18 protein-coding genes are annotated in these 21,358 nt (G+C 40.5%); 12 read left to right on the forward strand and 6 right to left on the reverse strand.

The window, feature by feature from the left end; translation table 11 throughout:
• The 4 genes from F928_RS05915 to F928_RS05930 form a co-directional block, all read left to right on the forward strand.
• On the forward strand, positions 1-673 hold a 673-nt coding region (locus F928_RS05915), incomplete at its 5' end, for an alpha/beta hydrolase (RefSeq protein ID WP_005073018.1).
• 71 nt (positions 674-744) lie between these two features.
• Positions 745-1,794: an alpha/beta fold hydrolase gene (locus F928_RS05920; protein WP_005073020.1), complete on the forward strand. Its 1,050-nt coding sequence runs from the start codon at positions 745-747 to the stop codon at positions 1,792-1,794.
• A gap of 91 nt (positions 1,795-1,885) precedes the next feature.
• Positions 1,886-2,893: an alpha/beta fold hydrolase gene (locus tag F928_RS05925; protein WP_005073022.1), complete on the forward strand. Its 1,008-nt coding sequence runs from the start codon at positions 1,886-1,888 to the stop codon at positions 2,891-2,893.
• A gap of 73 nt (positions 2,894-2,966) precedes the next feature.
• Positions 2,967-3,722: an SDR family oxidoreductase gene (locus tag F928_RS05930; RefSeq protein ID WP_005073024.1), complete on the forward strand. Its 756-nt coding sequence runs from the start codon at positions 2,967-2,969 to the stop codon at positions 3,720-3,722.
• A 169-nt stretch (positions 3,723-3,891) separates the two neighbouring features.
• Here F928_RS05930 and F928_RS05935 read toward each other — a convergent pair whose 3' ends face one another.
• A complete protein-coding gene (locus F928_RS05935; protein ID WP_005073026.1) occupies positions 3,892-4,509 on the reverse strand; it encodes a TetR/AcrR family transcriptional regulator in 618 nt (205 codons plus the stop codon).
• 78 nt (positions 4,510-4,587) lie between these two features.
• On the opposite strand from F928_RS05935, the gene adeD reads away from it, so the two are divergent.
• Complete coding sequence (adeD, locus tag F928_RS05940) at positions 4,588-5,712, forward strand: multidrug efflux RND transporter periplasmic adaptor subunit AdeD (RefSeq protein ID WP_005073028.1); 1,125 nt, start codon at positions 4,588-4,590, stop codon at positions 5,710-5,712.
• Positions 5,713-5,721: 9 nt separating this feature from the next.
• A complete protein-coding gene (gene adeE, locus F928_RS05945) occupies positions 5,722-8,835 on the forward strand; it encodes a multidrug efflux RND transporter permease subunit AdeE (protein WP_005073031.1) in 3,114 nt (1,037 codons plus the stop codon).
• 78 nt (positions 8,836-8,913) lie between these two features.
• Here adeE and drgA read toward each other — a convergent pair whose 3' ends face one another.
• Positions 8,914-9,519, reverse strand: coding sequence for a nitroreductase family protein (drgA, locus tag F928_RS05950; RefSeq protein WP_002118380.1), 606 nt, complete (start codon positions 9,517-9,519; stop codon positions 8,914-8,916).
• A 37-nt stretch (positions 9,520-9,556) separates the two neighbouring features.
• On the reverse strand, positions 9,557-10,339 hold the full coding sequence (locus F928_RS05955; RefSeq protein WP_005073035.1) for an SDR family NAD(P)-dependent oxidoreductase: 783 nt from the start codon (positions 10,337-10,339) through the stop codon (positions 9,557-9,559).
• Between the two features lie 121 nt (positions 10,340-10,460).
• On the opposite strand from F928_RS05955, the gene F928_RS05960 reads away from it, so the two are divergent.
• Complete coding sequence (locus F928_RS05960; RefSeq protein WP_005073038.1) at positions 10,461-11,027, forward strand: TetR/AcrR family transcriptional regulator; 567 nt, start codon at positions 10,461-10,463, stop codon at positions 11,025-11,027.
• On the opposite strand, the gene glxK is transcribed toward F928_RS05960, so the two are convergent.
• Positions 11,024-12,181 carry a glycerate kinase gene (gene glxK, locus F928_RS05965; protein ID WP_005073040.1) on the reverse strand — a complete coding sequence of 386 codons (1,158 nt, stop codon included), beginning with the start codon at positions 12,179-12,181 and terminating at the stop codon, positions 11,024-11,026. The genes F928_RS05960 and glxK overlap by 4 nt on opposite strands.
• A 400-nt stretch (positions 12,182-12,581) precedes the next feature.
• On the opposite strand from glxK, the gene ydeP reads away from it, so the two are divergent.
• From ydeP to epmA, 5 genes are all read left to right on the forward strand, one after another.
• Positions 12,582-14,990 carry an FdhF/YdeP family oxidoreductase gene (gene ydeP / locus F928_RS05970; protein WP_005073042.1) on the forward strand — a complete coding sequence of 803 codons (2,409 nt, stop codon included), beginning with the start codon at positions 12,582-12,584 and terminating at the stop codon, positions 14,988-14,990.
• A 78-nt stretch (positions 14,991-15,068) separates the two neighbouring features.
• A complete protein-coding gene (gene fdhD / locus F928_RS05975) occupies positions 15,069-15,860 on the forward strand; it encodes a formate dehydrogenase accessory sulfurtransferase FdhD (protein WP_005073045.1) in 792 nt (263 codons plus the stop codon).
• A 119-nt stretch (positions 15,861-15,979) separates the two neighbouring features.
• Positions 15,980-16,372, forward strand: coding sequence for a YkvA family protein (locus F928_RS05980; protein WP_005073046.1), 393 nt, complete (start codon positions 15,980-15,982; stop codon positions 16,370-16,372).
• Positions 16,373-16,478: 106 nt separating this feature from the next.
• Positions 16,479-17,546 (forward strand): 4-phosphoerythronate dehydrogenase, encoded by a 1,068-nt coding sequence (pdxB, locus tag F928_RS05985; RefSeq protein ID WP_005073049.1) that lies wholly within the window; start codon positions 16,479-16,481, stop codon positions 17,544-17,546.
• Positions 17,543-18,517 (forward strand): EF-P lysine aminoacylase EpmA, encoded by a 975-nt coding sequence (gene epmA, locus F928_RS05990; RefSeq protein WP_005073050.1) that lies wholly within the window; start codon positions 17,543-17,545, stop codon positions 18,515-18,517. Before pdxB ends, epmA begins: the two co-directional genes overlap by 4 nt.
• Before the next feature lie 58 nt (positions 18,518-18,575).
• Here epmA and F928_RS05995 read toward each other — a convergent pair whose 3' ends face one another.
• The gene (locus F928_RS05995) at positions 18,576-19,547 is read right to left on the reverse strand and encodes a Tim44 domain-containing protein (RefSeq protein ID WP_005073052.1); all 972 of its coding nucleotides are present in this window, start codon (positions 19,545-19,547) and stop codon (positions 18,576-18,578) included.
• 82 nt (positions 19,548-19,629) lie between these two features.
• Complete coding sequence (radA, locus tag F928_RS06000; protein WP_005073053.1) at positions 19,630-21,018, reverse strand: DNA repair protein RadA; 1,389 nt, start codon at positions 21,016-21,018, stop codon at positions 19,630-19,632.
• Between the last annotated feature and the right edge of the window lie 340 nt (positions 21,019-21,358).

Genomic DNA, 21,358 nt, shown 5'->3' on the forward strand with positions numbered 1-21,358 from the left:
TAACGATGATTATTCGGCAGAAAATACCTCAAAAATCTTGATTGGTGCGATTAAAAAAATTGCTGGTAAAGGGCCTATCTATTATGTCAGTCACGATTTAGGCAATACGGCTTCTTATCCACTGGTTGCCAATAATCAAGGCTATATCAAAAAAGTAGTATTTATGGACTCGCCAATTCCAGATCGTGCAATGTTTGGATATCCAGGATACACACTTGATGGTCCAGGTCTGGGCTGGCACTTTGGTTATTTCAGCTTTGGTGATATTGCTGAAAAGCAAATTGCTAATGACCCAAATTTATTTTTCTCGTACTTTATTAAAACCTATGCAGGGAAAAAAGAAATTTTTACATCTGAGCTACTTGCTGAGTTGATTGAGCCATATTCAACTCGAGATAAATTAAAAGCAGCTTTTGGTTATTACCATTCTCATGCTGATTCAGTTCGTCAAAATGAAGCATTACTTGCTAATGGTAAAAAGTTAACCATACCTTCTATGGCACTTACCGGCCAAAAAGGCGTAAATGATGTTTTGGTTAAAGAGATGCGGGCAAGATTTGTAGCTGATCCAGCCCAATACTCAGCCATTATTTTGCCAGATACAGGACACTGGATGGTGGAAGAAAACGCTGAAGGCGTCGAGAAAAGTTTATCGAACTTTTTATTTAAATAAATATGAAATTCATCGCACTCAGGCTTAAGGGTTGGGTGTAATGAATTATTTATTTTAAATGAGTCATTAATATGAATAGATATTTTAAAAATATATCCATTTCTACAGCTTTTATTTTGGTTGGTTCTTCATATGCAAATGCAGAATATGACCCAAACTTAAAGTCGATAGATACACCACCAGCCGTTTCACAGCAAATGTTTAATAAAGTGAAATCTGAAGGGTTAGGACAATATGCTTATGCAAAAGGTTTATCTAGTAAATTTATCGAGTCTGAAGGCGTAAAACTCCATTATGTTGAAGGCGGATCTAAAGGCACACCGATTGTATTTATTCATGGTTTTGGTTCGACATGGAAAATGTGGGAACCAGTCATGCTTTCTTATATGAAAGACCATAAAGTGATTGCAATTGATTTACCGGGTTTGGGTCAATCATCTCCCATACTTAACGATGATTATTCGGCAGAAAATACCTCAAAAATTTTGATTGGCGCGATAAAACAAATTACCAAGAATGAGCCTATTTATTATGTTAGTCATGACATTGGAAATACTGCTTCTTATCCTCTAGTTGCAAATAATCAAGATTACGTTAAAAAAGTTGTCTTTATGGATTCTCCAATTCCAGATATGGAGACATTCAATCACCCGGGTTATTCTCCAAAAGGGCCGGGTTTAGGGTGGCATTTTGGTTATTTTAGTTTTGGTGATATTGCCGAAAAGCAAATTGCAAATGACCCAAATTTATTTCTCTCGTACTTTATTAAAACTTATGCAGGTAAAAAAGACATTTTTACACCTGAACTCCTTGCTGAGTTGATTGAGCCGTATTCGACTCGAGATAACTTAAAAGCAGCCTTTGGTTATTACCGTTCAAAGAAAGACTCAGCCTTACAAAATGAAGCACTTTTAGCAAATAACAAAAAGTTATTTATTCCTGCAATGGCACTTAGTGGTGAAAAGGGAGTGAATGACGTATTGATTAAAGAAATGAGAGCGAAGTTTGTTGAAGATCCAGCTAAGTTAGAAGCTGTAATTTTACCTAACACAGGTCATTGGCTAATTGAAGAAAACCCTGAAGGCGTCGAGAAAAGTTTATCCAATTTTCTATTTAAATAATCCGTAAAAATTTTACATTCGAATCGATGTTGAACTCGGATGTAACTCAGCTAAAACATCCTTATTCCTATTTGTTCGAGAGAAATGAAAGATGAAAAATAAACTGCCATTCTTGTCTTTATTTTTTGCTTGTCTTACTACATCAACAGTCAGTTCTGCAAATAATGTGTATGGAGAGCATTTAGAAGGATTTAAATATTCTTATCCGCTCCAATATTTTAACTTCTCATCCCAACAGCAAAATTTAAAAATGGGATATATGGATGTTCAACCCAAAAAACCTAATGGACAAACAGTGGTGGTTTTACATGGCAAAAACTTTTGTGGTGCAACTTGGGAAGAAACCATTAGTTTTCTAACACAAAATGGCTATCGGGTGATTGCTCCCGATCAAATCGGTTTCTGTACTTCTAGCAAACCAGATCATTATCAATATAGTTTCCAACAGCTTGCAGAGAACACACATGCTTTACTCGATAAATTAGGGGTTAAACAACCTATTTTATTGGCGCATTCAACGGGTGGTATGTTGGCAACCCGCTATGCTTTGATGTATCCGAAAGAAACAAAATTATTAGGAATGGTCAATCCAATTGGTTTAGAGGACTGGAAAGCAAAAGGAGTTCCATATCGCAGTATTGATCAATGGTATCAGCGTGAACTGAAAGTGAGTGCTGAGTCTATTAAAGCTTATGAATTAAAAACTTATTATCAGGGGCAATGGAAGCCTGAATATGATAAATGGGTAGATATGTTAGCTGGATTAAATGCAGGGAAGGGACATGAAAAAGTCGCTTGGAACTCAGCACTTATTTACGACATGATTTTTACTCAACCTGTCTATTATGAATTCTCTCATCTTAAAGTGCCTACCGTGCTTTATATCGGTACTGGTGACACGACTGCAATTGGTAGTGATATAGCTCCACCTGAAGTTAAACAAAAAATTGGTCAATATAGCGTTCTGGGTAAAGAGGCCGCGAAAACAATTCCAAATGCTGAATTAATTGAATTTGCAGGTATGGGACATTCACCACAAATGCAAGACCCGAAACTATTTCATGAGGCGTTGATCAAAACTCTAAAGAAATACGATTAATTATTTGAATCTGTAGTTTAGCTGAAAATACTTTATTTAAAGTCCAATATATAGCTTATAAAAGGAGTCAGTTATGAGTAATATTTTATCGCATGATTTAGACAATAAAATTGCGTTTGTGCAAGGGGGATCACGAGGTATAGGAGCTGCAATTGTTTCTAAATTAGCAGAGCAAGGTGCAACAGTAGCCTTTACTTATGCAAACTCTGAACAAGCAGCACATCAATTGGTTGAAGAGTTGAGTGCAAATGGTTTAAAGGTAACTGCATTAAAAGCTGATAGTGGCTCTCCAGAGCAAATCATAGAGGCGATTAATCATGTTGTTACTGCATACGGGAAAATTGATATTTTAGTGAATAATGTCGGTATTTTTGTGATGAACAAAATACAAGATGTGACATTAGATGAAATTGACAAAATGATCGCTGTAAATATCAAGAGTGTAATTGTCGCTGCAAATGAAGTCCTAAAACATATGCCAGACTACGGCCGTATTATTAACATAGGTAGTATTAACGCCGAACGAGTACCTACAGAAGGTTTGACTTTATATAGCATGACAAAATCAGCTATTAAAGGTTTAACTAAAGGTATGGCACGTGACTTAGGTGAGCGATTTATTACGGTCAATAATATTCAACCGGGCCCAGTTGATACCGACATGAATCCAGCAGATGGTGAAATGGCAAGTTCGCTTATAGATATTATGGCGATTAAGCGTTATGGTCATAAAAGTGAAATTGCATCATTAGTTTCATGGTTGTGTAGTGAACATGCCGGTTATATCACAGGTGCAAACATCAATATTGATGGGGGATATGGTATTTAACTGAGGGGCAATTATTTGGTTTCTAAGCCTAGCTCATACCAGGAAAGGAGTAAGTTTTAAAATAGTTCTTTTGAAGCATCTTATATTGTTATAGCTTGAATTATTTAATATATTTTAGTTATTAATCTATTTTAAAAGCCCTTTTTATCATAAGGGCTTTTGTGTGGAGCTATTCTTTATATTGCCATGCTTTTAAAAAGGTTTGGCAAACTTCTTGATTTAACCGCTGTAGTTCTTCTGGAGTTGGAATATTTCCACTAATCAACGTAGCTGGATATGTATAGCCCATCACTGCCCCGAGGAAAGCCTTTGTTGCCTCCTCTGGCTGATCAATTTTAACAATACCAGCATTGTGTGCAGTTGCAAGAATATCGGTTAAAGATCTTTTAATATTACCTTGAGTACGTTGCTGAATTTTAGGAAGAATTTCTTTCATTTCAACTAAGGCAATAATCAGCAATCTTTGCAGGCGAATGACGTCAATATGATAAAAATGATTTTGTACAGACTGTCCAATTTCTAACAATAATTGATCTAGTCGCTTATTTTTCAATTCATGCTGCTCAATGAAAGGTGCTTCCATTTCTGCTTTTAAATGATCAAAGACTTCAATAAGTAACGCTGTCTTTGTCGGGAAATGGTTGTATAAAGTTTGTCGATTTGTACCGGCTTTCGTGGCAACAGCCTCTAAACGGACTTCTAATCCATGCTCAAGGAATAGTTCACGGGCTGCTGCCACAATAGTAGGGCGAATTCGAGACGGACGACCTGGTGATTTTTTTAGCATATCGGTTTTCTTGCACATCGTATTTATTTACTTTACAGTAAAGTAAATAAATTGTCTATAAGTCTAGGGTGCCAAAATATGTTTGGTTCGGTTTTTTTTAATCATAAGTACTTGTGGTTATTGCCTTTGCTACTTTTTCTTAATGGATGTGATTCTGATCCGCCTGCCCCTAAAAATATTCAGCAGGTGGGCATTATCACTATAAAACCAGAGACGATTGAATCTACCTATCAATTGGCTGGAAGAACGGTGGCCTCTGAAATTTCTCAGGTCCGTCCACAAGTCAATGGAGTAGTAATAGAGCAATTATTTAAGGAAGGCACGCAAGTAAGCAAAGGGCAGCCACTTTATAAAATTGATTCATCCCTCTATCGAGATAGCGTGGATGAAGCCGCTGGTAATCTTGCATTAGCAAAAGCCACTGTAAATTCGACTCGCCTTCAAGCCGAGCGTTATAAAGAATTAATTAAAGTAAATGGGGTGAGTCAACAGGAGCTTGATAATGCTCAAAGTGCATATGAGCAAGCGAAAGCGACTGTTGCCGTAAATGAAGCTGTACTGAAAACAGCACGAACCAATTTACGTTACACACAAGTTAGTGCGCCAATTTCAGGACGGATAGGGCGTTCATCTATTACACGTGGGGCTTTAGTCACCTCTGCTCAAACAGATCCTTTAGCAACGATTCAAAAACTGGACCCCATGTATGTCGATTTGACTCAGTCGAGTGATGAATACATGGCACTGCGTAAACAGCTTACTGAAAATGGAATAAAACCGACTGAACTTTCAGTACGTTTGAAGCTTGAGAATGGCACTGCCTATGCAGAACAGGGGACTTTTAAGTTTAGTGATGTTGCTGTAGATGAGGCGACAGGAAGTGTCACCTTACGTGCAGCATTTCCCAACCCCAATAATGCGTTATTGCCCGGCCTGTATGTGCGGGCAGAACTTGGAACGGGAACACGTCCTAACAGCGTCTTAATTCCTCAAGGTGCGCTGTTCCGAGACGCAGAAGGAAATCCACTTGTTTGGATTGTTGGAAAAGATAATAAAGCCGAGCAACGAAAAATTACTCTAGGCGATGCAATTGATAATCGTTGGTTAGTGACCTCTGGCTTGAAAGCAGGAGATCAAATCATTGTTGAGGGTCTGCAAGGCTTAAGTGCCGGCATGACGATTAAACCTACCCCAATGAGTTGAGGATTGCGTATGTTGTCGAGTTTTTTTATTGCACGACCTATTTTTGCTTGGGTCCTCTCTATTTGTATTATGGCATTGGGGACGATTTCGATTTTAACGTTACCCATTGAGCAGTATCCTGACATTGCACCACCGGGTGTAAATGTTACTGCAAATTATCCGGGAGCATCTGCTAAAACTGTTGAAGACAGTGTTACCCAGATTTTGGAGCAACAAATTAAAGGGATTGATGGTCTACTTTATTTTTCATCGAGTAGTAGTTCGGCGGGTCAAGCACGGATAAGTCTTAGTTTTGATCAGAATACCAATCCTGACACTGCTCAGGTGCAGGTGCAAAATGCTGTGAATCAGGCACTGAGTCGATTGCCTCAAGAGGTTCAGCAGCAAGGGATCACTGTGACAAAGTCACAAGGCGATAGTTTACTGGTCTTTGCGCTTTACGATGAAAGAGGGACTAGATCTTCTGTCGACATATCTGACTATATGGTGAGTACACTGCAAGACCCATTAAGTCGGGTCGATGGAGTGGGTGAAATCACCGTATTTGGTGCTCAATATGCAATGCGCATCTGGCTTGATCCTCATAAATTGAACAGTTATGGATTAATGCCATCAGACGTTAGAACTGCAATTGAAGCACAAAACACTCAAATTACAGCGGGAGAATTGGGCGCATTACCCACGCGTGATGGGCAGGCTTTAAATGCAACAGTAACAGCATTATCTCGGTTACAGACCGTGAGCCAATTTGAAAATATTATTTTGCGGACACAAACCAATGGTGCGGTTGTATTACTTAAAGATGTTGCCCGAGTCGAGCGTGGTGCAGAGAGTTATCAGACTTCTACACGTTTGAATGGAAAGCCAGCTTCGGGTATGTCTATTCAACTTGCTTCTGGTGCCAATGCATTAGAAACGGCTGAACGAGTTAAAACTGAAGTCACACGGTTAACTGCCTCTATGCCAGCGGGTTTAAAAGTTGCATACCCACGCGACAGTACGCCATTTGTAGAAGCTTCTGTAAATGGGGTGATTAAAACTTTAGCTGAAGCGATTGTTCTCGTCATTATTGTCATGTTCTTATTTTTACAGAGCTGGCGTGCGACTTTAATACCGGCAATTGCTGTTCCAGTTGTATTGTTAGGAACATTTGGTGTGTTGAGCGTACTTGGCTATAGCATTAATACACTGACTTTGTTTGCGATGGTACTCGCAATTGGTTTACTTGTAGATGATGCGATTGTCGTTGTAGAAAATGTCGAGCGGGTTATGCATGAGCAAAATGTTGATGCTCGGCAAGCCACCTTAATTTCAATGCAAGAAATATCGGGTGCGCTCGTGGGTATTGCCATGGTACTCGCAGCGGTATTTTTACCTATGGCATTTTTTGGTGGTTCTGTCGGGATTATCTATCGGCAGTTTTCGGTAACGCTTGTATCGGCAATGGTACTTTCTGCAATTGTTGCTTTAACACTTTCACCTGCGTTATGTGCAACATTACTCAAACCTGCAAATGAAAAACATAAGCAGAGAAAATTCTTTACTTGGTTCAATCGTAAAGTCGAACAAGGGCAGTCAGGCTACCGCATAAAGCTAGTTGCTGTTTTAGGTAAACCCAAAGTCTTTATGATCATATTCGTAGGTATTACAGCTTTGTTAGGTTGGCAATATACGCGTATGAATACGGGGTTTTTACCACAAGAAGACCAAGGCTCGGTTATGGTTCAATTTAGTACGCCTGTAGGCACGACACTAGCTGAAACAGAGCGGGTTGGTAATCAGATTGCAGATTACTTTTTGACGAAAGAAAAGAATAATCTCAATGTGATTTTCATGGTGATGGGTAGAAATAACGCAGGCAGTGGGCAAAATGTGGGAATGGCATTTGCCGGACTCAAACATTGGGATGACCGAGAAGGTAGTGAAAATACAGCCGAAGCTGTGATTGCTCGTGCAAATGCACATTTTAAGTCACTGCGTAACGCACGTGTTCAGGTACTTTCACCCGCTGCTGTAAGAGGCCTTGGGCAATCTAGTGGCTTTGAATTTTGGTTGCAAGATGCTGAAAATAAAGGACGAGATGCTTTACTCGCAGCACAAAATAATGTGTTAAAAGTAGCAAATGCTGATTCTGGCCTAGCTGCAGTACGTTTAAATAGCTTAGAAGATAAAGCCCAGTTACAAGTCGATATCGATCAAAGAAAAGCCAGTGCTCTTGGATTGGCCCAAGCAGATATTAGTAATACGCTGTCATCGGCGTGGGGCGGATCTTATATTAACGATTTCATAGATCAGGGACGTGTTAAGCGAGTTTATTTGCAAGGAGAGGCAATCTATCGTTCCTTACCCCAAGATCTTGGGCAATGGTATGTTCGCGGTGCTACTGGTGAGATGACGCCATTTTCTAGCTTCTCTTCTGTGAAATGGCAGATGGGCCCTCAAATGCTGCAACGCTTTAACGGTCTTTCAGCCGTTCAAATACAAGGCTCTGCGGCGGCAGGTGAGAGTTCTGGTGGGGCTATGGATAAGATGCAGCAGTTAGTTGACCAGCAACAAGGTTTTAATCTTCAGTGGAGTGGGTTGTCTTATCAAGAGAAACTAGCTGGTGGCCAAACGATCTGGTTATATTTGGCTTCAATCATCTTTATCTTTTTATGTTTGGCAGCACTTTATGAAAGTTGGTCTATTCCTGTTTCTGTCATGCTAGTGATTCCTTTAGGTCTTATTGGCGCTGTAGTTGCTGCAAGTCTGGCAGGTTTTGTTAACGATATTTACTTTCAGGTCGCTATGCTTACCACCATTGGGCTTTCTGCCAAAAATGCTATTTTGATTGTTGAATTTGCGGCAGCTAAGTTAGAGGCTGGTCAGGCATTAATGGATGCCATTATTGAAGGTGCTGGTCAGCGATTACGGCCAATTATTATGACATCTCTGGCTTTTGTTGCAGGTGTTCTTCCATTAGCTGTATCTACAGGAGCAGGAGCTGTCAGCCGAAAAGAAATTGGTATCGCCGTAACTGGTGGGATGATTTCGGGAACTCTACTTTCTATTTTCTTTGTGCCTTTATTTTTTCTTTTAGTTCGTCGTTTAACCAATAAGTTAAACACCAAAAAGGCAAAATGATTTTACAAAACAGAATGTCATTAACAATTAGCCCCTCATGCTATAAATAGCATGAGGGGCTAAAATCTGACTAAAAACTTAGAATGTATTTTGAATAATGACATCGTCGTAAGGAAGTTTGCCCACGCGTGGGTAAGGCTCGGAAGCTGACTTACCAACAGCAATCATTAAACATACCACGTGATCTTCAGGTAAGTTAATGAGCTTTGCCATCGCGTCAAAGTCAAAACCATCCATAGGGCAACTGTCTAAACCATGCTCTTGAGCAAGAAGCATCAAGGTTTGAGCAAAAATACCTGCACTACGCATAACTTCGTCACGTTGGGTTTGTGGACGGTCACGGTAATATTGGTCAATTGCGCCAGCCATAATATTTTGTACTTCTGGAGTTGCGCCATCCCACACACGCTTAGCATCAACTTCCCATGTATTTACTTTTGCACACAACACAATTAGTAATGATGATTCTGTAACTTGTGGTTGATCCCAAGCAATGGTGCGAATTTTTTGTCTTAACTCAGTATCTTCAATGATGACTGGACGCCAATGTTGTAAGTTAAAAGCGCTTGGCGCATTTGCTAAAACTTCTTGCAACAACTGCTTTTTGTTATCTTCAGAAAGTTGAAAAGCAGGGTCGAAGCGTTTAACTGCGCGGCGGTTACGGATGGCATCAATAACATTCATAAGATTTTCCTACTTAAGAGTTGGGTAGCGGTACTCGTTAGTTTTTATAACGTTGGGCTACATCAGCCGAAGAAAAGTTTGGTAGTAATGTGATACGTGATTTTTCAAAATTATTCCATTGATTTTCGTCTTTCAGCACAGGAATTGTAATTGTTTCTTTACGATCAAAACCAATCAGAGCGGCATCGACCAAATCATTGACATCCATTAATGGTGGAACTTGGCTTAAGTCGATGCCAGAACGTTCCCAAATTTCGGTTTTAGTTGCCGAAGGCAATACGGCTTGAATATGCACGCCATGATTTTTTAATTCTAAATATAAGCCTTGGCTAAAAAATTGGATGAAAGATTTACTTGCGCCATAAATGGTAGAACCAAATTCAGGCGCTAATCCAAGCACTGAACCTAAGTTAATAATGGCGCCTTTACCTTTGCGTAGAAGGGGGTGCGAAATTGCATGAGATAACCGAACAACTGCGGTCATGTTTAAAGTTATAAGTTTTTCAATGTCTTTAATATCTTGAGTTAAAAAGTTTCCGTTTAATGCAATGCCTGCGTTATTTACCAGAATTTCAATATCAACATCGTTTTTGAGTACATCTTCAATTTTACTGATGTCCTGATCGTTTGATAGATCGGCTTGAATGAACTCGACTTGTACGCCGTATTTTTCTTGAAGATCTTTTGAGATTTTATCTAGGCGGTTTGTGTCTCGTGCAACCAAGATTAAGTTATGGTCACGTTGAGCAAATCGGTCTGCATAGACAGAACCAATTCCTGACGAAGCTCCTGTAATAAGTACTTTTGATTGAGCTGACATGTGATGTCTCCACGATTTAATTTTTAGATTATGAATATAATCTAAAATATGCAAGTTTTGATGTCAACCATAATCAATGTATAATTGTGACGAATAGGGTGAGTAAAAGTTGGTAGCCAACATGAAAGTCAGTAAAACTCAGGTAAAAGAAAACCGAGAAAAAATTGTCGAGAAGGCGACTCAACTGTTTCGTAGCAAAGGTTACGACGGTGTCGGCATTGCTGAATTAATGTCTAGCGCAGGCTTTACCCACGGTGGGTTTTATAAACATTTCAGCTCGAAAACAGACCTTGTCTCAATTACTGTTAAACATGGGCTTGAGCAGGTTTTAAAAAGAATAGAAGGCTTAAACTTAACTCAATTTATTCAGCTTTATGTGTCTCGTACTCATCGAGACAACCGAGATTTGGGCTGCACCTTAACAGCGCTATCTTGTGATGCTGCAAGACAACCAGACGAAGTAAAAGTCGAATTTGAAGAGAGCATTGAGCAACTTATTCAGTTCATTATGAATGAACGAGCAAAACAAGTTTCTTTAGAAACAGAAGAGTTGAGAAAGCAAGCCATCAATATTCTTGCTCAATCTGTGGGGGCAATTGCCTTGTCTCGCGCATGCCCAGACCAATCCTTGCTTAGCGATGAAATATTGGAAAGTTGTAAAGAGAGTCTTTTAAAGTTAGTCGATTAAACTTTTTTATCTCTCAAACTGGTTTGGCTAAGCTGAATTAACCTCGCAATATCCACTGTTCTTTCATAAATGAGTTCTGCCGCATGTTCGCAGGCTTGTTCTAATGTGATCGGGCCATTTGCTAATGAGAAAGCAGCCGTAACGCCGTGCTCATAAAGTGCTTGATAGCCTTGGCCTAAAGTTCCTGCAATCACAATGACCGGAACGTTATGTGCTTTAGCAATTTGGCTTACCCCAAAAACTGTTTTGCCGCTTAAGGTTTGCTGGTCAAATTTACCTTCGCCTGTAATAACCCAATCTGCATGAGCAATTTTATGTTCAAGTTGATTCAGTTCACCTACGACTTTAACTCCAGCTTTAAAATCTGCATCTAAATAACTTTTGGCTGCAAAGCCCAAACCACCAGCAGCACCAGAACCTGCTTCATTTCGTTTGTCGAAACCTAAAATTTGCGCAGAGACATCGGCAAAATGAGCAAGCGCTCGATCAAGTAACTTTACTTGAGTAGGGGAAGCCCCTTTTTGTGGGCCAAAAATATGTGATGAGCCATTTGGGCCACAAAGCGGATTGGTTACATCGGCAGCCAGTAAAAACCGTGTATGCTGAATACGTGTGTCAAAGTGTGTTAAATTAATTTTTGATAGGTTGCCGAGAGCGAGGCCACCTGCGGGTAAAACCTTTTGGTTGGCATCGAGCAAAACAGCACCCAAAGCACTCAGTAATCCTGTGCCGCCATCGTTAGTCGCACTACCGCCCACAGTTAAAATAATGTCTTTTGCACCTGCGTCTAAAGCATCCAAAATGAGCTGGCCTGTTCCAAACGTTGTGCTGTGGCAAGCATCACGCTCAGCCGGTGGGATTAACTGTATACCGCTGGCTTGAGCCATTTCAATGATGGCGATTTTTTGTTTTTCTAACCAGCCCCATTTTGCCTGAACAGGCTGACTTAATGGCCCAACCACAGTTTTTTCACGCCATTGCCCCTCGCAGACTTCTAAAACAGCTTCAATGGTTCCTTCGCCGCCATCGGCCATAGGGCATAAAATCGTTTCTGCATGAGGAAAAACTTCTTGCCATCCTTTGGCAATGGCCTGAGCTACGTTTAAAGCAGATAAGCTGTCTTTAAATGAGTCAGGAGCGATCACAACCTTCATAAGTGCTCTAATGTGGATAGATTTTTAATAGTTTTATACTGCTTAATCCAAAAAAACCATACATAAAGACATGTAAGCATCAATTTTAAAGAGTTTCTCTTCTGTTAAGAATGAAAACTAATAATGTTTTGATCTGTAAAAGGCGGAGTTTCTATCTTTTTAACTCATTGTTTTATATATTTTTATATAAATAGCGTGGTTGGCTTGAATGATTGTAATTGTAAAAAATATGGCACATATTATAAGAACAGTTGAGCCAGCTTTTTAAAATATGGTGAATAATATACCAAGTGGACTCTACCCCCAAGCTAGACAGCAGCGATTCTTAATATAAGCATAATTAAATTTGTGGTTTTATTGGATTTGTTGAATGCCTAAGAAGAATTAAGAGGATGACAAAGTGGATAATTCAGAAGAACAAAAGCACATACAGGAAAATAACGGTTTTGCGCGAATTGAGCCATACACTCATCCTGCTGGCGGGTGGGGTGCACTGCTAAGTGTTGCTCGAAACTTAAAGCGACAAGATATTTTAGGTAAAGGTTCAATTACCTTACTCAATATTAACCAGCCTACAGGTTTTGACTGTCCCGGCTGTGCATGGCCAGAAAAGAAAGATGCTCATGCCTTTAACTTCTGTGAAAATGGTGCAAAAGCAGTTGCCTTTGAAGCAACCAGTAAAACAGTGACTCCTGAATATTTCGCAGGACATACCGTTAGTTGGCTGTCAGAGCAAAGTGACTTTTTCCTCGAAGACTTAGGTCGCTTAACAGACCCAGTTCGCTACGATGCTGCAACCGATAAATATTTGCCTATTTCATGGGACGATGCGTTTAAACTCATTGCTGAACATTTACATGCGCTAGACAACCCAGACCAAGCGGCATTTTATACCTCTGGCCGTGCCAGTAACGAAGCAGCATTTTTATATCAATTATTTGTGCGAAGCTTTGGTACAAATAACTTTCCAGACTGCTCGAACATGTGCCATGAAACCACAAGTGTTGGTTTGCTTGACTCGATTGGTTTAGGAAAAGGCACAGTCACCCTAGAAGATTTTGACTTAGCCGATGCTATTTTTAGTTTTGGGCACAACCCCGGCACCAACCATCCACGTATGTTAGGTACTTTACGTGAAGTATCTAAACGCGGCGGTAACATTATTGCGATTAACCCAATTAAAGAAAGAGGTCTTGAGCGTTTCCAAGATCCGCAAGCACCGCTTGAAATGATGACTAACGGCAGTACACCAATTAGTCGCTATTATTTCCAACCTAAAATTGGTGGTGACTATGCACTCATGTTGGGTATGTTAAAACACTTAAATGAGTGGGATAAAAAAGCGCTAGCTTCAGGTAAACCAAGTATTTTTGACCGAAACTTTATTGCGGTGAATACCGTTGGTTTTGATGAAATGATTGCTGAGGTTGAAAGAACTGAATGGGCAGATCTTTATAAACATTCAGGCCTATCGCCTGAACATTTAGAAAAACTCGCCAAACTCTTTTTAGAATCAGAGCGTTCAATTTTCTGTTGGGGAATGGGTATTACCCAGCATCGTCACGGAACAGCCAATGTACACATGCTGGCAAATTTATTGTTGGCACGTGGTCAAATTGGCAGGCCAGGTGCAGGGCTATGTCCAGTTCGCGGGCATAGTAATGTGCAAGGCGACCGAACCATGGGGATTAATGAACTGCCTAGCCCTAAATTACTCGACAACATTGACCGCGTGTTTGGAATTAAATCACCGAGAAAAAATGGGCATGGTGTTGTTGAAACCATTAAAGCCATGGCTGAAGGCGAGGTCAAAGTCTTTATTGGTTTAGGTGGGAACTTTGCAGTTGCAACGCCAGATACGCCGTATACCCAAGAAGCACTTAGAAAGTGTAATTTAACCGTTCATGTTGCAACTAAGTTAAACCGTAGCCATTTGGTTTGTGGTAAAGATGCTCTTATTTTGCCATGTTTAGGCCGTACCGAAATTGATGAGCAGCTTCATGGCCCACAGGCAATTTCAGTCGAAGATTCGATGAGTAATATTCATTTGTCAGCAGGGCGTAACGCTCCAATTTCTGACAATATTTTGTCTGAACCAGATATCGTCGCCCGAATGGCCGAAGCAGTGCTTCCAGACAGTCAGATTAAATGGAAATGGTATATCGAAAGCTATGACCGTATTCGTGACTCAATTGCTGAGGTCTTTGATGAGTTCCATGATTTTAATTTACGTGTCTATAACCCTGGTGGTTTCCATCTAGAGCATCCAGCTAATCAGCACATTTGGAACACAAAAAGTGGTAAAGCGCAGTTTATGATTACACCACTGAGTGAAGTCTATGGCGATAAAGAAAATCAATATGCTGCCGCTTATACCGACAGTAAGGTTTATACCTTAATGACCACTCGCTCTCATGACCAATACAACACGACACTATATGGTCTAGATGACCGCTATCGTGGAGTCTTTGGTCAGCGCCGTGTGTTATTTATGAACCAAGCTGATATTGATGAAGCAGGCTTTGAAGCAAATCAATGGGTCGATATTGAAAGTGTTTTCTCGGATGGTGTGAAGCGTATCGTGCATAGTTTCCGTATTGTGCCGTACAACATTCCACGCGGCAGCTTAGCCGCTTACTATCCGGAAACCAATCCTTTGGTGGCATTAAGCAGTCATGACAAATATGCCAAGATTCCTGCTTCAAAAAGTGTTCCTGTGATTTTGCATCCCGGAAATGCGCCGGAGCATTTTAACTTGGCAACGGCAGTTGCGCCTGAAGACGCTGATAAGAAAGTAAGCAATCTTTAATCAAAGGCAATATTAAAAAATGTCATCCAAACAAATGGCGCTCTAAACAAGCGCCATTTTGAAATAAAGGAAATAATTTTGACACCACATTCTTATGGGGTTGAAACATTACCAGTTCAACGGTTTAACAAAACCGACTCTGAAAATGTTCTAGATCATATTGTGCAAGAGTACCCAATTGCCTTGGTGTATAACGGCATTTCGCATGCGGTAATGATGGCGACACCGACCGATGTCGAATTATTTGCTAAAGGTTTTAGTCTCTCGGAAGGAATTTTAACTAGCTTAAAAGAGCTATATGCACTTGATGTACATCAAAATGAACTGGGCATTACGGTAGAAATGACCATTTCATCGAGAGCATTTGCTGCCTTAAAAGAACACCGCCGCATGATGGTAGGCCGTACAGGCTGTGGTTTATGTGGAATTGAAAGCTTAGAGCAGTTTCAGTTAGATGCTCCCAAAATTACAACACATGCATCAAAAATTTGGCTTGAGCAAATTCCGAGTGCTATTTCCCATTTAAAAGCCCAACAAGAAATTACCGCTTTAACGGGTGGCGCACATGCGGCAGCATGGGTGGTTGATGGGCACATCGTCGCTTTATTTGAAGATGTTGGCCGCCATAATGCCCTAGACAAATTACTCGGTTATTTAGCGCAAGAAAACTACGACACCAGTTTAGGTTTTGTGGTGATGACCAGTCGGGCAAGTTATGAACTTATACGAAAATGTGCTCAGCTGAACATCAGCCTATTGGCGTCAATTTCAGCACCTACCAGCATGGCCATTCAATTAGCCAAGCAATCTGGCCTGACTTTGGCAAGTTTTTGTAGGGGAGACAGATTTGTTTTATATACAGAAATTTAAAATATATTGTTCAAGATGATGGACCTAAAATGAAGCTCATCTAACATTTCTTTGGCTTTTAAGCTAAGGATAGGTTTTATGGATTATTATAAAACTCTAAAGGTTCAGAGTCTGTCCAAATGTCTTGGTTACAATCACTAAAAGAATGGGCAAAACGTCTAAAAAAACAGATTATTATGCTTTGGTTTGCATCAAAGCATCCTCAAATGCCATGGTTCCCAAGAGTTATTGCTGTGGTGGCTGTGGCTTATGCCTTTAGTCCAATCGATTTAATTCCAGATTTTATTCCTATTTTAGGCCTTTTAGATGAGGCCATCATTCTACCGATGCTCATTTGGTTAGCTGTTCGTTTTACACCTCAACAAGTCATTTTAGATGCGGAACAACAAGCTGAAGAATGGCTAGATCAACAGGAGCGTCGACCTCAAAATTATTTGGTTGCTGTGTTGATTATTCTAGTCTGGATCACACTGGCCGTGATGGCCTATTTCTACTTTGGTGGTGGCTTGTAATTTGCAAACCGTCAAAGTTTAGAATCGTGAATTTAAAGGCATTAACATTGTGCTTTGCTACAACTCAAAGGATAATAACGTTTTTATAAGCTATGGGTTGCAGACAATGAAAATCGTCGCAGATGAAAATTTGGCGTTTACCGATTACTTTTTTTCTGAGTTTGGCGATATTCAACACAAAGCAGGGCGTACTTTAACCCATGCAGATGTAAAAGATGCTCAAGCATTGTTAGTCCGCTCGGTTACTACGGTTAACGCAAGTTTAATTGAAAACACAGCATTAAAATATGTGGGCAGTGCCACAATCGGGACCGATCATTTAGATATTGCAGCGTTAGAAAAACAAGGAATTACGTGGGCAAATGCGGCTGGTTGTAATGCCCAAGCGGTGGCTGAATATGTCATTACAGCTTTACTTCATTTAGATGCAAACCTTTTAGAACAACAAGAAAAATTTACCCTAGGCATTGTCGGTCTTGGCAACGTCGGTAAGCGCTTGGCTTATATGGCCCAGTTGTTGGGCTGGAACGTAATTGGCTTTGACCCATATGTGAAACTAGACACAATTGAAAATGTAAGCTTAGAAACTCTGTTGCAACAAGCTAATGCCATTTCAATTCATGTGCCGCTTACAAAAAACGGTCAACATCCGACATATCATTTGTTTGATGAAAAAGCTTTTGCAGCGCTTCAACCTGACACGATTTTAATTAATAGTGCACGTGGTCCAGTCGTGAAAGAAACCGCTTTAATGGAAGATATTCAGCGTACCCAGCGTAAAGTGGTGCTTGATGTATTTGAGCATGAACCAGTCATATCAGAAGAACTCATAGACATGTTGGCTTTAGCAACACCGCATATTGCTGGTTATAGCCTTGAAGGAAAAGCCCGCGGTACACAAATGATTTATGAAGCGTTTTGCCAAAAATTTGGATACGACATTAATAAGCGGTTTGAAACTCAACTACCTGCATGCGAAGACTATTTTTCAGGGCATGATTTAAAAGTGGTGTTAAAGCAAAAACTATCTCAAATTTATGATATTGCTCAAGATGATGCCAACATCCGTGCCTGTGTTAAAGACGGCAAAGTAGAGCAAAAAGCATTTGATTTATTACGTAAGAATTATCCGCTGCGCCGTGAATGGGCAGCACATGGGGGACCACAGGCATGAGTTTAAGTTATCAACCTACTTGTTCAATTGATGCCTTAAAAGCACGTGCCAAGCTCTACACCCAAATTCGTCAGTTTTTTGCTGAACGTGGTGTTATGGAAGTCGAGACACCAATCGTTTCACAGGCAGGTGTCACCGATGTACATTTAGCTTCGGTTCAGGCTTTGCGTCATATTAACGGCAAATTGCAAACTCAATATTTACAGACTTCACCAGAGTTTGCCATGAAGCGTTTATTGGCGAGCGGTAGTGGGCCGATTTACCAGATTTGTAAGGTGTTCCGTGATGATGAACACGGGCGTAAACACAACAGTGAATTTACTATGCTTGAATGGTATCGCCCCGGTCTAGACTTAAAAGCGTTAATGCATGAAACAGCCGATTTATTGCAAACATGTTTGCAGCATTGTTTTGGCGAAGTTCGTCCATTTATTTTAAGTTATAAGCATGCCTTTCAAGATCGTCTTGATATCAACCCTTTGCAGGCAACTTTGAAACAACTCAAAGGTACGGCAAATCGTGTGGGGTTAAATCTCGACTTGGGCGATGATCGCCTAGCTTATATAGATTTGTTATTTTCTCATTTTGTTGAACCAAGTTTAGGTTTTGATGCTCCAGTTTTTTTAACTGACTTTCCACCAGAAATGGCCTCTTTGGCAAAAGTGAAAGTAGATGAAGATGGGGAAGAGGTCGCGGCGCGTTTCGAGGTTTATATTGAAGGCTTAGAGCTAGCCAATGCCTACGATGAATTACTCGATGCAGACGTGTTACGTTCACGCTTTGAAGCAGATAATGCAGAGCGGGCTAAGCAAAGGCTTCATGTTATGCCTTTAGATGAGCATCTGTTAGCAGCATTGCCTCATATGCCGGAATGTTCAGGTATCGCTTTAGGTATAGACCGTTTACTCATGGTTGCAATGGATCAGGTCAAAATTGAAAAAGTAGTGACCTTTCCAGCAGAAATTGCTTAAAAGCTGACAAATAAAAAAGCCACAATATTGTGGCTTTTTTATTTAGGATTTATTTAGCTTAAGCTTGTTGAATACCTGCAACAACCCAGTCTTGTTGAGAGCCAGCAGGCTTAACAAAGTGCCAGATTTCGGTAAACGGTTGTGGCAAGCTGTTTAGGTCTTCACTTACTGTACCAGTGAAACGTACGCTTACTACGTATTGACCATTTTCAGTTGCACTGTCTACAACCATCGCATTCAAGTTACTAAATTCAGCAACGTCTTGATCTTGGTTTTCCATGATGTCGTTATACATAGAGCTATAAAGTTCTGGTGTTAAGTAACGGCGAATTTCTTCAATATTACTTGCAGTATTCATCGATTGGATGTGATTAAAACGTTGACGTGCAATACGTAAGAACGCAGCAGGTTCACTACCATCTGGAAGTTGATTGCCATTGCTTGTGGTTACACCACCAAAAGGCGCTTGCGTTGCTGCACCGCCACCCACAGATTGACCAAAGATATTTGTATTATCGCCAGCATTACGTGGAGCTGCTTGTGGCGCAGCAGAACGGCCAAATGGGTTTTGACCGTTACTATTTGGTGCGTAAGGGTTGTTACCTACTAATTTTTTTTTTGATCCCAATTTACGGAATACAAAGAAAGCAAGAGCTGCGGCAAGCAATACCCAAATCCAACCTGGGATTCCACCTTTTTTCTCTTCTTGAGCTTGCGCCTGAGTGGCTTGCTGCTCAGTTGATGTCGGTTTGTCATCAGCTAAAGCATTTGCTGCAACAGCACCTACGGCAGCACCAGCCACACCAGCTGCAACCATTGAACCGACGCCTGGACCAGATTTCTGAGGCGCTGTAGTGGTTTGTTGAACTGGAGTCACTTGACGAGGTTGTTGATAAGACTGGCTTGAAGTAGTAGAACGTGCCATACCGTGGCTTTTACCACCACCTGCACGTTTAGCTTCAGCAAGAGGAGAAATTGCTAAAGCAGCCATTAAAATACCGGTAATCAAGCCACGCTGGTGTACTTCCATAGGAAATTCCTGTTTAAAGTTAATTTGTAATAGTATTTATGCAGGCTTTTACTCTAAATTTCAACTATAAAAGTATGTTTTTTTATGTCAATTCATCACTGAGTTGCATAGCTTCTGTCAATGCTTCATGCAAGCGCGCAACAGCAATAACTTGTACGCCTGGAATTGCCTTTTGAGGGGCGTTTCCTCTTGGTAAAATGACATATTTAAAGCCATGTTTTGCTGCTTCTTTTAAGCGCTCCTGACCGTTAGGAACAGGGCGAATTTCACCAGAAAGACCAACTTCACCAAAAACTGCAAGCTGTTGGGGCAACGCTTTAGTACGTAAACTTGAAGCACATGCAAGTAAAACAGCCAAATCAGAACCTGTTTCGGTAATTTTTAAGCCACCTACAATGTTGACGTATACATCTTGTCCAGTGGTTTGCACCCCACCATGACGATGCATTACAGCAAGCAACATGTTCAAACGGTTTTGTTCAAGACCAAGTGCAACACGTCGTGGTTGTCCTTGAGCATCATCAACTAAAGCTTGTACTTCGACCAAAAGAGGGCGAGTTCCTTCACGGCTAATCATGACAATTGAACCGGGAATCGCTTCATCATATCGACTTAAGAAAATAGCGGAAGGATTGGCCACTTCACGTAAGCCTTTATCAGTCATGCCAAATACGCCAAGCTCATTCACTGCACCAAAACGGTTTTTAACAGCACGAATCATGCGATAGCGAGAGTCTGATTGACCTTCAAAGTAAAGTACGCAGTCCACCATATGCTCTAAAACACGAGGACCTGCCAGTGCACCTTCTTTGGTCACATGGCCAACAATGAATAGCGCTGTGCCACTATTTTTTGCATAACGGGTTAATAAAGCAGCAGATTCACGAATTTGTGAAACACCGCCCGGAGCAGATTGGAGGGTTTCTGTATAAAGTGTTTGAATCGAATCTAGAATAGCGACTACAGGTTTTTCTTGTTCTAAAACTTCACAAATGCGTTCTACACAGGTTTCAGCCATGACTTTTAATTGGTCGGTTGGCAGATCAAGACGTTGCGCACGAAGCGCCACCTGAGATAAAGATTCCTCACCCGTAATATAAAGTGCAGAGCTTTTTGCGCTTGCCATGTGCGTTGCAGTTTGCAAAAGAATGGTTGATTTACCAATACCGGGGTCACCACCAATCAGCACCACAGAACCTGTCACCAAACCGCCGCCAAGCACTCGGTCAAATTCGCTAATGCCTGTAGGTAAGCGAGTTTCATGAGAAACGGAAACTTTATTTAGCGTTGTAATGTTAGCAACTTGACCCGCATAGCCCCCAATTTTAGGACGTGCGCGGTGAGCAGTGGTTGGCTCAAGTTTAACTTCAGTCAGAGAATTCCATTCACCACACTCTGAGCATTGACCAGCCCATTTAAGATGATCGGCACCACATTGCTCGCAACGGTAAACAGTTTTGACTTTGCTCATAAAAAATTGAAATTTTGCTCGATATTATATAAATATAGTTCTTAGGAAGTTCTTCATTCTTGTTTCCTAAAATTTTCATAAAAGATAATGAGGAAATTTGAAGGGATCTTCTAAGGAACTAATAAGGGAAAGACACCAAAAATAACACGATATTGGATTTTTACAAGTCAGATAAAGTTTGTTTTCAGTGGATATAAAAAATCTAATCTATTCCCCAAGGACGGTGTTTTTACTGGAGTATGTATCTAGCTGTTTATTATAGATATGGCATGGATATTGCTGAAGTGAAAACGAACAAAATAATATGAGTATTGTATTTTAAAAATACAAAAGGTTGATA

Source organism: Acinetobacter pittii ATCC 19004 = CIP 70.29, from assembly GCF_000369045.1.
GTDB lineage: Bacteria > Pseudomonadota > Gammaproteobacteria > Pseudomonadales > Moraxellaceae > Acinetobacter > Acinetobacter pittii.